Raw genomic sequence first — 16913 nt, 5'->3', positions numbered from 1 at the left:
GGGAATTCAGGGAGGGCTGAATCGACCAGGCTTTCTGTATTTGCTTCAGGCCTTTTTCGACGGCCACCCGTACCTCCGGTTCGGCGCGCGCAATCTCTCCACCCAAGGCTGGAAGGACACAACCTTCTTCTGGATGAAGGACATGAAAGGTACTTAGGTAGTTGCGTAAGCATTGCCCTGTAGCGGTCAACTAATCCCGGACACGACGTTAAGTTTTTTCTCGGCCTGAGCTGGGGCCAACCCACCGTTGAATTGGAGCGGTCGAATCCAGTTATACCGATGCATCAAATAATGGCCGATGTCTCGGTGCGCTTCTTGGGCCGTCATGTAGCCCATGGTCGGTATCCATTCAGTTTCAGGCTGCGAAACACGCGCTCCATCGGCGCATTATCCCAGCAGTTTCCACGACGGCTCATGCTCTGGCGCAGGCGGTAACGCCAGAGCCGTTGGCGAAACTGACGACTGCCATATTGCGATCACTGATCCGAGTGAAGCAGCAGCCCTTGAGGCCTTCCACGCTGTTCGTAAGGCATGTCCAGCGCCTTGATGACCTCGGCATTGCGCAGGTTGTTGTTGTTGTAGTTGTTGTTGTTGGCATATTGGGCGGAGGAGAGGGCGGCCTGATTGGCTTCGGTCAAGGGCTTCTGCGTCGCCTTTTCCGTGAGATAAGCCAGGGCAACCAGAATCAGCGAGCCGATCAGCGTGAGCAGCCCGAGCAGTGGGTGGATCAGGTAGGCGACCAGCAGGTAGATCGGCGTCCACGGCGCTTCGAAGAAAGCGAACAGGGAATTGCCGGTGACGAACTGACGAACCTGGGCGGCCTGGGCCGGATTACCTCCGGCGCGGCTCAGGTTGCGCTCGAATGCCGCAGTGAAAATGCGCCGGTTGAGGCCCATGTCCAGGCAGTTGCCGGCCCTGGTCAGCACGCGGGTGCGGACCATTTCCAGCGTGGACATCAGCAGGAACAGACCTGCCACCAGGACAGTCAACATCGCCAGCGTCGTGAGTTGCGACTGACCAGGGCTCGGTCATAGACCTGCAGCATAGAAATAGCTGGCGTCAACATCATGACGCTTATGACGCCTCTGAACCCTGCCAGCGAGTAATAACTGCGGCGCAGGCGAAAGAGCGCGTCGGTCAGTTCGGAACGGATGCTCGACTGCTTGGGCATGTTGGTCCTCCCACTTCGAAAAGCCGGTTGCCCTTGTGGCGCAACAGCTAACGGTAAATGTAGTTCCTCAAACAGCTTATGCAGACGCAGGCTGGTCGCTCTGTGGATGGCGAGTCTTCCGAAATCGCTGCGTTGCTCCCTTATGCAGCAGCGTAGGTGGCGGCGAATCAATTCGAAATAACATTTCGCTCTATACCTGCACTCAACAGCCTATATGTCTTTTAAAAACAGCTAGTTGTGAGGCTTAAACGCCGGTCGTCTGTTTTAGCGACGTAATATTGACAAAGATTTGCTATGGAACTTTAGTCTTAGTTATCGGGGGGCCCGCCCGCCTGAAGCTTGCCATCGCTTTGGCAACGCAAGGCGTGGTGATTTCCCGGAGAGGAGCAGAACTATGTCGATCATTTCGTGTTTTTGCAGAGGGAAGGGGCTGTCCAGGACGTTCGCCTTCTCCTCCAGATTCCATGACCCGCCCAGGGCTCGAATCCGCTCTGCCTGATCGACCGGCGAGCAATTCACCACGCGAATTCCAGGCGCGTATCCCGGGTCCCGGGTAACGCCAGATCTCTCGCAAAAAAACATAACCAACAAACTGCGCAAGCCAGCACTTGACTTGGCGCGGGCGGATTCTCTCGTCCCGTGCCTTTACCCAAATAGATCGAGGGCAATCCAAAATGGCCAATTTCAACAAGTCGGATCTGGAGTTCATCCTCAAACAAATCTTTATTGCAGAAGCGAATGCCAATGGCGCAAGCCTCATTGATTTGCTTCCCAACTCTCAGGTCCCATTCGGCCTGCGTACCGTCGATGGCAGCTTCAACAACCTGGTCACCGGCCAGAGCGAGTTTGGCGCCGCGGACAATGCCTTCCCGCGCCTGCTCGATCCTTCCTTTCTATCGCCGGCATACGCCGGCACAGGGTCGGTAACCGATCCGCAACCACGGATTATCAGTAACCTGATCGTCGACCAGACCGCCAACAACCCGGCGGCCTATGCCTCAGCGTTCGACCCGGGCCTGGACGGTGTGCTCAACTTTGGCGTGCCGGGTAATGACGACGTGCTCAAGGATGGCGTACAGATAGTCACCAGCCCCGGGCTGGATGGGGTGTTCGGCACGGCCGATGACAAGGACGTGTTCTTCATGCCCAACGTGTCGCCGGACGTCGGCCTGACCGCCAGCTTCAACTCGTGGATGACCTTCTTCGGCCAGTTCTTCGACCACGGTCTCGACCTGGTCACCAAGAGCGCTACCGACTTCGTGTTTATTCCGCTGCAGGCGGACGATCCGTTGTTCGTACCGGGCAGCCCGACCAACTTCATGGTGTTGCCACGTGCGGTGCGTACCGCCGGCGCGGACGGAATACTCGGCACGACCGATGATGGCCAGCCCAATACCACCTCGCCGTTCGTGGACCAGAGCCAGACCTACAGCTCGCACCCGTCGCATCAGGTGTTCCTGCGTGAGTACACCCTCAACGCGGCAGGCGATCCTGTTGCAACGGGACGCTTGATCACCAACCGCGATCTCGGCGCCGATGGCCTGTTTGGCACTGCCGATGACGGCAGCGGCGAAAATGGTGGCATGGCAACCTGGAAGGTGGTCAAGGCCCAGGCCCGTGACATTCTCGGCATCAATCTGACTGATGCCGATGTACATAACGTGCCATTGCTGGCAACCGATGCCTACGGCAACTTCATCCGTGGGCCGAACGGCATGCCGCAGGTGGTGATTCGCATCAGTAACGGTGCTGACGGCATCGCCGGGACAGCGGATGACGTCACTCAACTGGTCGAAGGCAACCGGGCTGCTCCGATCAGTCTGGCCAACGCCGTGAGCACCGGACATGGTTTCCTCGACGACATCGCCCACAATGCTGCGCCGGTAGTCGTCGGCGGGGTTCTGCAGGCGGATGCCGACATCGCTGTCGGCAATGCACAGCCCGTTGGCCCGGGCGGCAACAACCTGACCTATGACAACGAACTGCTCGACGCCCACTACATTGCCGGCGACGGACGGGTAAACGAGAACATCGGCCTGACCACCGTGCACCATGTGTTCCACTCCGAGCACAACCGCCTGGTCCAACAGTCCAAGGACACCATCCTGGCCTCCGGTGACCTGGCCTTCCTCAATCAGTGGCTGGTTGACGACGTGGCCGCCATACCAACTACCCCCGCCGGGATCGCGGCGCTGGTGTGGGATGGCGAACGCCTGTTCCAGGCTGCCAAGTTCGGCACCGAGATGCAGTACCAGCACCTGGTGTTCGAGGAGTTCGCGCGGACCATTCAGCCGCAGGTCGACGAATTCCTTGCGCCCAATGGGTATGACACCTCGATCAACCCGGCAATCCTCGCCGAGTTCGCCCACGTGGTGTACCGCTTCGGTCACTCGATGTTGACCGAGACCGTCGATCGCTTCGATCCTGCGTTCAATCCGCTCCTCACCAACCCGGCCAACCCGGACTCGCAACTGGGTCTGATCGCGGCCTTCCTCAACCCGCTGGCGTTCGCCGGCAGCGGGGTGACTGCGGACCAGGCGGCAGGGGCGATCGTTCGCGGTGTGACCCGCCAGGTCGGCAACGAGATCGATGAGTTCGTCACCGAAGCGTTGCGCAACAACCTGCTCGGTCTGCCGCTCGATTTGCCGAGCCTGAACCTGGCGCGTGGTCGCGACACGGGCATCCCTACATTGAACGAGGCGCGCCGTGAGTTCTACGCAATGACCGGCGACAGCCAACTCAAGCCATACATCAGTTGGGCTGACCTGGCGGACAGCCTCAAGCACCCCGAGTCGCTGGTCAACTTCATCGCGGCCTTTGGCACGCATAGCTCGATCACGTCGGCGACCACGCTGGCAGACAAGCGCGCCGCTGCCATGGCGCTGGTATTGGGTGGTGTGGGTTCGCCGGCTGATCGCCTGGACTTCCTCAACAGCACCGGTGCCTATGCCAACGTAACGACGGCCGGCAAGGACGGGATACTGGGCACTGCAGATGACCTGACGGGCGTGACGATCACAGGCGTCGACGACATCGACTTCTGGGTCGGTGGCCTCGCCGAACAGAAAATGCCGTTCGGCGGCATGCTCGGCTCGACGTTCAACTTCGTGTTTGAAACCCAGATGGAGGCGTTGCAGAACGGCGACCGCTTCTACTACCTGTCGCGTACCGCGGGCCTGAACTTCGGCACTGAGCTGGAGAACAACTCCTTTGCCAAGCTGATCATGCTCAACACCGATGTCACCCACCTGGCGAACACCGTGTTCCTGACGCCAACGTTCACCCTCGAAGTGAATCAGGCCACTCAGTTCACCGGCCTTGGCCTGGATAGCCGCGCCGATCCGACGGGCGGCATCATGATCAACGGCGTGGAAGTCGTGCCGCTGGTGATTCGCGACAACCCCGACACCCCCGGTGCGGACACCAATTATCTGCGGTACACCGGTGAAGACCATGTCGTCATGGGCGGCACCGCCGGCAATGACATCATCATCTCCGGTGACGGCGATGACACCCTTTACGGCGATGCCGGTGATGACCGCCTCGAAGGCGGTGCCGGGAACGATGCGGTACTGGGCGGCGCGGGCGATGACATCATTTCCGACTCGTTCGGCGACAACCGCCTGGAAGGTAATGCCGGTAACGATGTGATCGTGGTCGGCAGCATGCTTGCTGCAGGCAACCTGATCCTGGGTGGCGACGGCCAGGACTTCATCATCACCACCGAGGACATCAGCACCACCTTCGGCGGTCAGGGTGACGACTTCATCCTCGGTGCCAAGACCAACCTGCCACCTACCGGTAACGAAGGTGATGACTGGATCGAGAAGGGCACCCAGGACGGCGCGCCTGGCGATAACTTCTCGCCGCTGCTCAATGACGATGTGATCGGCAACGACATCTTTGTCGGTGGTGGCGGCTTCGACGAAATGATCGGCGAGGGTGGCGACGACATCTTTGTCGGCAGCGATGCCCAGGACAAGATGGACGGCATGTCCGGTTTCGACTGGGTGACCTACAAGAATGACAAGGTTGGCGTGACCGTTGACCTGAGTCTGGCTGCGCTGGCGCAACCACACGGCAATGCACCAAACCAGAATGCCGGCGTGTTCAATCCGGTCGGCGCCTCGCCCGCCTCGATTCTCGACCGTTTTGCCGAGGTCGAGGGCTTGTCCGGTTCGAATTTCGGCGATGTACTCAAAGGCGATGATGTCGACGCGGTCACTATCATCAACCACGGCGGTACCACGGGCAGTGCGCTGACCAATGTCGCGTTGATCCGCGGACTGGACCAGTTCCTGGCCGATGCCGGATTGCCGACCACCGGCTTTGCCACGGGCAACATCATCCTCGGCGGCAATGGCAGTGACCTGATCGAAGGCCGCGGTGGCGATGATCTGATCGATGGCGACAAATGGATCAACGTCAGAATTGCCGTGTATGCCCCTGGTGACGTCAACCATACCGGTCCCGAGATCGCCAGCTTCGACAGCATGGTCGACATGATCCCGTTCATGCTGGACCGCACCTATAACCCCGGTCAACTCAAGGCCGTGCGGGAAATCATGCCCGGCACTTCGGTGGGCGGGGCGGCCTTCGACACCGCCATTTTCTCCGGGATTGCGTCCGAGTATACGGTTACCGTTGACGACCGCGGCACAGCCAGCGTGGCGGACGATGTCTGGACAGTGGCAGATAGCGTAGCGGGTCGCGACGGCACCGATACCCTGCTGCATATAGAACGCCTGCAATTCGCCGATACCCAGCAAGTGCTGGTGCCGGGGCAGAATGCTCAACCGGTTGGCCGTCCTACCCTTACGGATGGAAACGGCGGGGCGATCACGGTGGGCGACACGCTGACTGTCAGCGTGGCCGGGGTACGTGATGGCAACAACGTCGCGCCTGGTAATCCGCAGGGATTAATCACCAACTCTTCGGTGTCCTACGTCTGGCAGTTCGAGGCCACTCCCGGCAGCGGCGTATTCGAGGACATCATCCTGTTGCCGGCGGGCGACCTGGCGTTCCAAAGCGCCGATGGTACCGCGTTCAAGGTCTCTCCTGACCTCGCCGGGTTGTCGTTGCGGGTCAAGGCGATCTATCAGGACGGTCACGGCACCACGGAGATCCTGTTCTCCACGCCAACGACTGCCGTAGCCCCCGGTGCACCGGTCACGCCAACGGCGGCGGTACCTGTAGTCGATGCCACCGCGGGTGGCCCGGGCCTTCACATGGTCCGCTCCGACCTCAACTTCATTCTTGACCAGATCAAGATTGCCGAAGCGGAAGCGTCCGGTCAGGACATCCTCTCGCTGATCCCGAATATCCGCGCGCCGTTGGGCTTGCGTGCGGTCGACGGGTCGAACAACAACCTGATGAACCTCAATGGCAACAACCACACCGAGTTTGGTGCCGCCGATAACGTCTTCCCGCGCTTGACCGATCCGGTCTTCAATCCGGCGGAAGGGGGAACGTCGTATACGCAGAACAGCGGCCTTGTGATCGACTCGCAGCCGCGCACCATCAGTAACCTGATCGTCGATCAGACGGCGAACAACCCGGCGGCCTATGCCGCGGCTTTCGATCCGGGCCTGGATGGTGTGCTCAACTTCGGCGCGGTGGGTAACGACGACGTGCTCAAGGATGGCGTACATATCGTCGCCAGCCCCGGCATGGATGGTCAGTTCGGTACTGCCGACGATCACGATGTGTATCTGTTCGAGAACACCACGGCGGACGCAGGGTTGTCTGCGCCGTTCAACGCCTGGATGACCTTCTTCGGGCAGTTCTTCGATCATGGTCTGGACCTGGTCACCAAAGGTGGTTCGGGCACCGTCTTCATCCCGCTGCAACCGGATGATCCGTTGTTCGTGCCTGGCAGCCCGACCAACTTCATGGTGCTGACCCGCGCGACCAACCTGCCAGGGCCGGATGGCGTTCTCGGCACGGCCGACGACATCCATGAGCAAACCAACACCACCACGCCGTTCGTGGACCAGAACCAGACCTATAGCTCGCACCCGTCGCACCAGGTGTTCCTGCGTGCTTATCAAATGACCGACAACGGCCCCGTAGCGACCGGCCGGTTAATCACCAACCGGGACCTGGGGGTGGATGGCCAGTTTGGAACCGCTGACGACGTCGAAATTGGTGGCATGGCGACCTGGAAAGTGGTCAAGGCGCAGGCCCGCGACATCCTGGGTATCAACCTTACCGATGCCGATGTCGATAATGCCCCGCTATTGGCGACGGACGCCTATGGCAATTTCATCAAGGGGCCGAACGGCTTCCCGATGGTGGTGATGAAGGGGGTTGACGGTCTGGGTGGCACGCCTGATGACGTCCTTGTCGAAGGCAATCCGCTTGCTCCCCTTGACCTGACCAATGCTGTGCGCACCGGTCACCAGTTCCTCGTCGACATTAACCACAATGCGGCGCCGGTAATCGTCGGTGGGGTTCTGCAGGCGGATGGCGATACCCTTGTTGGCAATGCGCAGCCTGTTGACGGGGCCGGCAACAACCTGACCTATGACAACGAACTGCTCGACGCTCACTACATCGCTGGCGACGGCCGGGTCAACGAGAACATCGGCCTGACCGCAGTGCATGCGATCTTCCACTCCGAGCACAACCGCCTGGTCCAGCAGACCAAGGACACCGTGCTCGATTCGGGTGACGTGGCCTTCCTCAACGAGTGGCTGCTCAATCCGGTGGCTGCATTGCCAACCACCCAGGCTGAGTTCGATGCGCTGCTGTGGAATGGCGAGCGCTTGTTCCAGGCTGCCAAGTTCGGCACCGAGATGCAGTATCAGCACCTGGTGTTCGAGGAGTTTGCGCGGACCATCCAGCCCAACGTCGACCTGTTCTTCGCACCGACCCAGGTCTACGACGTCGACCTCGATGCCTCGATCGTCGCCGAGTTCGCCCACACCGTGTACCGGTTTGGCCACTCGATGCTGACCGAGACCGTCGATCGCTACGATATCGACTTCAATGTGGTAGGTGATCCGAACAGTGCTAATCCCGATCAGCAACTGGGCTTGATCGCGGCGTTCCTCAACCCGCTGGCGTACGCCGCCAGTGGCGTTTCGCCAGAGGATGCGACCAGTGCGATCGTGCGAGGGGTGACCCGGCAAACCGGTAACGAAATCGACGAGTTCGTGACCGAGGCGCTGCGCAACAACCTGCTCGGCCTGCCGCTCGACCTGCCGGCGCTTAACATCGCCCGTGGTCGCGACGTGGGAATTCCCTCACTCAATGCGATCCGCCGCGACATCTACAGTCAAACCGGTGATACCCAACTCAAGCCGTACACCAGCTGGGTCGACCTGGTGCAGCACCTCAAACATCCTGAGTCGTTGATCAACTTCATCGCGGCCTATGGCACGCATGACACGATCACCGCGGCAACCACGCTGGAAGGCAAACGCGCTGCAGCCCTGGCGCTGGTCCTGGGTGGTGTGGGTGCGCCAGCTGACCGCCTGGACTTCCTCAACAGTACGGGGGCCTATGCCAACGTGACACTGCCCGGCAAGGATGGGGTATTGGGTACTGCCGACGACCTGAAGGGCGTGACAATCACGGGTGTCGATGCCATCGACCTCTGGATCGGCGGCCTGGCCGAAGAGAAAACCCCGTTCGGCGGCATGCTCGGCACGACCTTCAACTTCGTGTTCGAGAACCAGCTGGAAAAACTGCAGGACGGCGACCGCTTCTACTACCTGGAGCGTACCTCTGGCCTGTCGATGAATGCCGAACTTGAAAGCAACTCCTTCGCCAAGTTGATCATGGCCAACACCTCGGCCACGCACTTGCCGGGCCTGGTGTTCTCGGACCCAGGGTTCTACCTGGAAGTGGACCAGGGCAGGCAATTCAACGAAGGCCTGGTCACCGTCGATCCGCTCGGCCCGAACGGCGAGCAGGTGGTGTTCCGCGACAACCCGCTGACCGTGGGGCCGGACACCAACTACATTCGCTACGCTGGCGAAGAGCATATCGTGCTCGGTGGTACTGACGGCGCAGACATTCTCATCTCCAGCGATGGCGATGACACCGTCTGGGGGGATGCCGGCAACGATCGCATCGACGGCGGTAACGGCAACGACCAGCTGCGCGGTGGCGACGGCGACGACATCATCACCGACACCGGTGGCGACGATAACATCCAGGGTGGCGACGGCAACGACGTGCTGCACGGAGGCAACGGCATCAACCTGATCATTGGCGGGTTCGGCAACGACTTCATCGTGACCGGTGAGGACGCCTCCGAGGCCATTGGTGGTCAGGGCAACGACTTCATCCTGGGCAGCAAAGCCAACGAACAGGACATGGGTAACGAAGGCGACGACTGGATCGAGAAGGGCACCTCGGACGGTGCACCTGGCGATAACTTCGATCCGCTCGGCAACGACCCGGTCATTGGCAATGATGTATTCGTCGGCGGCAACGAGAACGATAAGTTCAACGGCGAAGGCGGCGACGACATCATGGTCGGCAGTCTCGGCATGGGTGACCGCTATATCGGCGGCTCCGGCTATGACTGGGCGACCTTCAAGGATCTCGCCCAGGGCGTGACCGTCGATTACAGCGACCGCTTCTTCGATGTGCCAGTGCAGCCGGGTTCGGGTGCTTCGGCACTGGTGCGTTTCGACATCATGGAAGGTCTGTCGGGTTCGTCCCACGGTGACTTCCTGCGCGGTGATAACGAAGATGCGACATCGCTGCCTACCGCAGGTGCAACCGGCAGTGTGCTGACCAACATCAGCCTGATCAACGGCCTGGCGGGTCTGCTGCCTGTCGGAGCGACATTCTTCGACGGTGGCAACATCATCCTCGGTGGCAGCGGCAGCGACCTCATCGAAGGGCGCGGTGGTGACGACATCATCGATGGCGACAAGTGGCTGAACGTACGCATCAGCGTACGGACAAACGCTGATGGCACCGGCGCGGAAATCGCCAGTTTCAACAGCATGGAGCCAATGGTCCAGGCGATGCTCAACGGTACTTACAACCCGGGTCAGTTGGTCATCGTGCGGGAGATTCTGACCGGCACTGACAACTTCGACACCGCGGTGTTCTCCGGTAATGCATCGGAGTACACCGTCACAGTCGATGGCAACGCTGTCATCGTGACCGACCTGGTGGCGGCGCGTGATGGTGTCGATCGCCTGACGGGCATCGAGCGTCTGCAGTTCTCCGACCAGGCGCAGGCGTCCGGTGTTGGCACCGCGTTGAACAGCGGTCCAGTGGGGCGTCTGGCGATCCTCGATGATGCCACCGGTGTGCGTACCGGCGCGTCTGTCGCCGGCCAACTGCTGCGCGTCAGCGACCAGTCGGTCCGCGACGCGGACAACGTGAGTGCGGCCAATCCGACCGGTGCGGTTACCGGTCCCGTGGCTTACTACTGGCAGGTCGAAAACGCTGCGGGCTCGGGTGTCTTTGAAGACATCACCTTTTTCGCCGCCGGCGAGGTGTCGCGGGCAACCGGCGCCACCTATCGGGTGGCGGATGATGTCGCCGGTCTGAACATCCGCGTTCGAGCGGTGTATCAGGATGCCAAGGGGACGCTGGAGATCGTCGACTCGTCGGGGAACAATGCACCGACTGCAGGGCCGACCATCCTCGGGGTCGCGTTTCCGAACCAGGTGTTGACCGCCGACACGTCGACCATCATCGACGTCGATGGCCTCAGCAATCCGCAGTTCACCTTCCAGTGGCAGGAGACCAATGGGGTCACCTTCGTCGACATCGTCGGAGCCACCGCCAGCACGTTCACGCTTGGCCAGGCTCAGGTCGGCGATCAGGTACGCGTGGTGGTCAGTTACGTGGATGACTTCGGTGCGGTCGAAAGCGTTGCGTCCGACGCTACGGCCCCGGTGGCCTCCGGTGATGTGTTTGTCGGTACCGCCGGTCCTGACACATGGACCGGCACGGCAGGCGACGACATTGCCAGCGGAGGTGCTGGCAACGACTTCCTGAACGGCTTGGGCGGCAACGACCTCCTCAATGGTGACGCGGGTGCTGACGTGCTCATCGGGGGTACGGGTGCCGATACCATGGCTGGCGGTCTTGGCGACGATATCTACGAAGTCACCGACCTTGGGGACGTGGTGACCGAGCTCGCCGGTGCCGGCAACGACTCGGTCTGGACCTCGCTGGCGAGCTACACCCTGGGTGCCAACGTCGACAATCTGTATTTCGGCGGCAGCGGCAACTTTGCGGGCAGCGGCAACGCGCTCAACAACACGATCGTGGGCGGTGCGGGTAACGACGTCCTCATCGGTGGCGCAGGTGCCGACACGATGGCCGGCGGTGTCGGCAGCGACATCTACGAAGTCACCGACCTTGGAGATGTGGTGACCGAGCTCGTCGGTGCCGGCAGCGACTCGGTGTGGACCTCGCTCGCGAGCTACACCCTGGGTGCCAACGTCGAGAATCTGTACTTCGGCGGCAGCGGCAACTTTGCGGGCAGCGGCAACGCGCTCAACAACACGATCGTGGGCGGTGCAGGAAACGACGCTCTCACCGGTGGCGCAGGTAACGACGTCATCATCGGTGGCGCAGGTGCCGACACGATGGCCGGCGGTGTCGACAACGATGTCTACGAAGTCACCGACCTTGGGGACGTGGTGAACGAGCTCGCCGATGGCGGCAGCGACGCGGTCTGGAGCTCGCTCGCGAGCTACACCCTGGGTGCCAACGTCGAGAGTCTGTATTTCGGCGGCAGCGGAAACTTTGCGGGCAGCGGCAACGAGCTCAACAACACGATCGTGGGCGGCGCGGGTAACGACACCCTCACCGGCGGCGCAGGTAACGACGTCATCATCGGTGGCGCAGGTGCCGACACGATGGCCGGCGGTGTCGGCAGCGATATCTACGAAGTCACCGACTTTGGGGACGTGGTGAACGAGCTTGCCGGTGCCGGCAACGACTCGGTGTGGACCTCGCTCGCCAGCTACACCCTGGGTGCTGACGTCGAAAATCTGTTTTTCGGCGGCGGCGGCAATTTCGTGGGCTCCGGCAACGCGCTCTCCAACATGCTCGTGGGGGGGGCGGGTGACGACGTTCTCATCGGCGGTGGCGGTAACGACCTGATGAGTGGCGGCGTCGCCGGCAACGATATTTTCGAGTTTGCTGCCGCAGGTTTTGGCAACGATACGATCCTGAACTTCGGCGCCAATCCGGCCGCAGGGCAGGACTTGCTCAATGTCACGGGGCTGGGGATCACCAGCGCGACGTTCGCTGCCAGCGTGAGCATAGCGGCTGACGGGGCGGACACGTTGGTCGGGTTCGGGGCGGACTCCATCCGTCTTGTTGGTGTCAGCAGTGCGGCCGTTGATCAGACGGACTTCATTCTGGCCACTTGAGGTCCTGGTCAGTACCGTCGCAGGAGGGCGGGACAGTAGAGGGAGGGGAGGGCAATGGAAGCCCTCCCTTTCTCCTTCCATTCAATTGCCCGTCAGGTATCGGGGTGCCAGCAGCGTACTGGCGCTCGTCAAAGCAGGTTGGAACCGAACTGCGAAATCAAAAAAACCAATGGAAAAAGGAAACCCGGCCTTGAACATTTCAGCCATCTGCCTCTTGAGCAGCCTGTTGGTTGCGGTCGCGGCTTCTGCTACCGGGGTTACTTCGGTCTTCGACCTGGGCTTCACCAGGTCAGCCACGGAAACGCTGAAAAAGCTGGATATCAACGACGCTTTTATTATCGCCGTCTCAAGTCCTGCTGCATTTACCTTCTGCCGAAAAGGATCGTCAACGCTCTGGAAGTATCAGGCACTGGATCTGGAGCAACAAGCTGCAATCCAGGTCGGCCAAAAGAAGTCCTTGACGGACTATCAGCGAATTACCGTTACGCAAGTCGATAGCGTTGCCTGCAAACAGGATCACCTGGCGCCATTGGTTAAACCGGCTATCAGGCGTGGACTTGTCCTCGGCCTGATTACCCTGTTTCTGCTGGTCGGCCTCCTGTATACCTACCGGGCAATCATGCATTGCCGTTATGACCAGACCGGTTTTTCGAAGCCCGGCTTGCAGCGATTGGGAGATTCCCGGTTTGCGTACAACTCAACGGTGATGGCGTTGGCCGCGTGGGGTATCGCTGTAGCTACGGCATTTGTTTACTTCGGATTTTGAGCACGCCGCGCAACCAGCAAGTGCAGTCGTGAGTTGCTTCCGGTATTAATCTGGATTCTCGTAATGCAGTTTGTGCTGCCTTGGTGAACCAAACCACCACATCGCTGATGTACTTGATTGATACCCTGATAGTTTCAATTAATCCTGCGTTGCTGCCGGCTTGAAAGGGTCGCCGGGTTATCGTGGAGTATGCAGTTGGTATTTGTTGTGGATGAGAGCCGCTCGCTATTGCGCGAGTTATGGGATGTATAACAACTGGTGGATCCAATATGCAGTCGTCGAAGTGCATTTAATCAATCAGCCCAGCTGTCGCGGGGAATAGCGGGGAAGTTTGCTTGTTACTGTCACTTCAGTTGCACTTGCGCTACGACACCGTTTGTCGGTGGCTTGTTCGGAAAATGAACATTGGAGCGTCTGGGGCCTCTGATTCTTCAGCGTGTCAGCCATGACCTGCTCGCGAAATTGCTAAAAAGAAGTGGAAATCGAATCTCAAATGCAGTGAGTGCAAATGGGGGGTATCTGAAGTTCAGGGAGGTAATAAACAAGCCGGTCATTGATTTGCCAAACGAATCAATGAGGTTAACAGTGCCGAGTCGATGATTTGGCTTATCTTGTAGAAGTAAGGTCGCACAGGGTTTTTATGTTTAAGAATCTTGTTATAAAGTCGATCTGTACTGTCGAATAAGGTGGAGAAATTACCGTGGCGATAAATACAATTATGAGTCTGCTGGGGAATAAAGAATTCCTGGAGTTTTTGCGTCTGGGTGTTGTTTACGTTCATTTGGTGGCGTGTTGTGTAGCCATTGGTCTGGTGTTGACCAGTGATGTCGCGATGGTTAAAGATCTTTTAAGGCGGAAGGTGCTCACTGAGCATGATAATGCTCACATGGAAAGTCTCCAAAAGTCTGTGGTCGTTGCACTAATAGCTTTGTGGATAACGGGGATCGCTGTCGTCGGTATTGATTACCAGGATAAAGGTGTCGAATACTTCATGAATCCAAAGCTTCAAGCCAAAGTCATTATTGTCGCGTTGCTGAGTTACAACGGCGTCCTGTTGCATCGCATGGTACTGCCGGCACTGCAAAAGGCAGGCTCCTTGCTCAACCTCGGATTCAGTGCACGGATGCTGGCGTTGGCCTGCGGTTCGTTGTCCGCCGTGTCCTGGATGTATGCCGCCATGCTGGGTGTCGGGCGCCCTTTGGCCTGGAAATTTTCCCTTTCCGAACTGTTGATGGCGTATCCGGTACTGATTGTGCTCGGGTTCCTGGCGATGCTGGTGCTGACCCAGCGAGCGAAACAACAGGACGTCTACGTTGCGCCTCAGCGAACAGTGGCAGGCGCATGCTAAGCCGGTTCTGCGGGTAAATCCTGCGGGCTTGCCCAGAGCCCGAGAGGTGGCGATTTTCCTGGTGCAGGTTTCAACCCGGACCTGCACCGCAAGGCCCTTTTGTTTTGAGTCTGTCCCGTCCTGAAGAAGTGAGCCTCGGTGTTACCAACCCCCACCGGTGTAGCGTAAAACCACGCTCAGGTAACAATCACCTCGTCCTCAAAAAATCCCCTCGAAAATTTCACCAACGCCAGAGCCCTTGATTCTGGCGCTCTCCAGCCCTTCCGAATTTTTCTTGAATGCCTGTCCAACAAGTTGGCCGCTTGATTGCATATGATTGTATGTACAAGTAAATGCGTGTGCGTATGAGTCCTTTGAGGCTCTCCGCGACAGCCACTGATTCGCTTGTCGCGCAACGATGCGCACAGGCTGGCTTGCCCACTGCCTGGGTTGGCTTGAATTGATCGCTTGAGCGTCTTTTTCGTGACTGACAGTAAACCTGCAACGTTTCGTGACTCGTCGATGCCGGTTACCCGATTGCAATTGAATGTGCCAAAGCGCAGGGCTTGAGCCTGCCAATGATTACCCCGGTTATAGGAGCCTGAAAATGCACACACTGAACCTGATCCCCGGCCAACTGAGCCTGACCCAACTGCGTGACGTCTATCAGCAGCCGGTGAAACTGACCCTCGACCACAGCGCTGCGGCCCAGATCGAGGCCAGCGTGGCCTGCGTGGAGCAGATCCTCGCCGAGAACCGCACCGCCTACGGGATCAACACCGGTTTCGGCCTGCTGGCCTCGACCCGCATCGCCAGCGAAGACCTGGAAAACCTGCAGCGCTCGCTGGTGCTGTCCCACGCCGCCGGTGTTGGCCAGCCGATCAGCGACGAGCTGGTGCGCCTGATCATGGTGCTCAAGGTCAACAGCCTGAGCCGTGGTTTCTCCGGCATCCGCCGCGTGGTGATCGACGCGCTGATCGCCCTGATCAATGCCGAGGTGTACCCGCACATACCATTGAAAGGCTCGGTCGGTGCGTCCGGTGACCTGGCGCCGTTGGCGCACATGTCGCTGGTGCTGCTGGGCGAAGGCAAGGCGCGTTACAAGGGCGAGTGGATGGAAGCGACCGAAGCGCTGAAAGTCGCCGGCCTGACCCCGCTGACCCTGGCCGCGAAAGAAGGCCTGGCCCTGCTCAACGGCACCCAGGTGTCCACCGCGTTCGCCCTGCGCGGCCTGTTCGAAGGTGAAGACCTGTTCGCCGGTGCCCTGGCCCTCGGCGGCCTGACCGTTGAAGCGGTGCTGGGTTCGCGTTCGCCGTTCGACGCGCGCATCCACGCCGCCCGTGGCCAGAAAGGCCAGATCGACGCCGCCGCCGCTTACCGCGATCTGCTGGGCGAGCGCAGCGAAGTCTCCGACTCCCATGAGAACTGCGAAAAAGTCCAGGATCCGTACTCCCTGCGCTGCCAGCCGCAAGTCATGGGCGCCTGCCTGACCCAGTTCCGTCAGGCTGCCGAAGTGCTGGCCATCGAAGCCAACGCCGTCTCGGACAACCCGCTGGTGTTCGCCGCCGAAGGCGACGTGATCTCCGGTGGCAACTTCCACGCCGAGCCGGTGGCCATGGCCGCCGACAACATGGCCCTGGCCATCGCCGAAATCGGCTCGCTGAGCGAGCGCCGCATCTCGCTGATGATGGACAAGCACATGTCGCAACTGCCGCCGTTCCTGGTGGCCAACGGTGGCGTGAACTCCGGCTTCATGATCGCCCAGGTCACCGCGGCGGCCCTGGCCAGCGAGAACAAGGCGCTGTCCCATCCGCATTCGGTGGACAGCCTGCCGACCTCGGCCAACCAGGAAGACCACGTCTCGATGGCCCCGGCGGCCGGCAAGCGCCTGTGGGAAATGGCCGAGAACACCCGCGGGATTCTCGCCGTGGAATGGCTGGCGGCGGCTCAGGGCCTGGACCTGCGCAACGGCCTGAAGACCTCGCCAAAACTGGAACAGGCCCGCGCCATCCTGCGTAACGAAGTGCCGTTCTATGAGAAGGACCGCTTCTTTGCACCGGACATCAATGCGGCGACTGAGTTGTTGGCTTCGCGCTGCCTGACCGAGCTGGTTCCAACCAAGTTGCTGCCGAGCCTGTAAGGCCCCCTCCTGTAGGAGCGAGCCTGCTCGCGAAAAACGCCTGGGCAACGCGGGCATTCAGGCAGGGCGCGTTATCGTTGAGGACCATCGCGAGCGGGCTCGCTCCTACAGCGAATCGATTTTGCGTCGGACAAGAATAAATAAGG

4 protein-coding genes and 2 pseudogenes are annotated in these 16913 nt (G+C 60.0%); 4 read left to right on the top strand and 2 right to left on the bottom strand.

The window, feature by feature from the left end; all coding sequences use genetic code 11:
- Positions 1-186: 186 nt before the first annotated feature.
- Together AC06G5_RS20210 and AC06G5_RS20205 are read right to left on the bottom strand one after the other, a co-directional pair.
- Positions 187-548, bottom strand: a pseudogene (locus AC06G5_RS20210) (DDE-type integrase/transposase/recombinase); the annotation flags it as partial.
- A pseudogene (locus tag AC06G5_RS20205) lies at positions 531-1171 on the bottom strand (type I secretion system permease/ATPase); the annotation flags it as partial. The pseudogenes AC06G5_RS20205 and AC06G5_RS20210, both read right to left, overlap by 18 nt.
- Before the next feature lie 674 nt (positions 1172-1845).
- On the opposite strand from AC06G5_RS20205, the gene AC06G5_RS20200 reads away from it, so the two are divergent.
- The 4 genes from AC06G5_RS20200 (at position 1846) to hutH (ending at position 16767) form a co-directional block, all read left to right on the top strand.
- On the top strand, positions 1846-12534 hold the full coding sequence (locus AC06G5_RS20200; RefSeq protein ID WP_413427003.1) for a peroxidase family protein: 10689 nt from the start codon (positions 1846-1848) through the stop codon (positions 12532-12534).
- A gap of 190 nt (positions 12535-12724) precedes the next feature.
- On the top strand, positions 12725-13300 hold the full coding sequence (locus AC06G5_RS20195; RefSeq protein WP_413704415.1) for a hypothetical protein: 576 nt from the start codon (positions 12725-12727) through the stop codon (positions 13298-13300).
- A gap of 700 nt (positions 13301-14000) precedes the next feature.
- Positions 14001-14648, top strand: a complete 648-nt coding sequence (locus AC06G5_RS20190; RefSeq protein ID WP_413428895.1) for a hypothetical protein — start codon at positions 14001-14003, stop codon at positions 14646-14648.
- 586 nt (positions 14649-15234) lie between these two features.
- Positions 15235-16767 (top strand): histidine ammonia-lyase, encoded by a 1533-nt coding sequence (gene hutH / locus AC06G5_RS20185; RefSeq protein ID WP_480458194.1) that lies wholly within the window; start codon positions 15235-15237, stop codon positions 16765-16767.
- Positions 16768-16913 lie beyond the last annotated feature (146 nt).

The sequence above is a fragment of the Pseudomonas sp. WT-JTC genome, assembly GCF_056711565.1.
This window is presented reverse-complemented; position numbering and strand designations above follow the sequence as displayed.

What these genes read in the sequence shown, in the direction of transcription:
- hutH (WP_480458194.1), top strand. Translation starts at nt 15,235, where the DNA reads ATGCACACACTGAACCTGATCCCCGGCCAACTGAGCCTGACCCAACTG.
- AC06G5_RS20200 (WP_413427003.1), top strand. Translation starts at nt 1,846, where the DNA reads ATGGCCAATTTCAACAAGTCGGATCTGGAGTTCATCCTCAAACAAATC.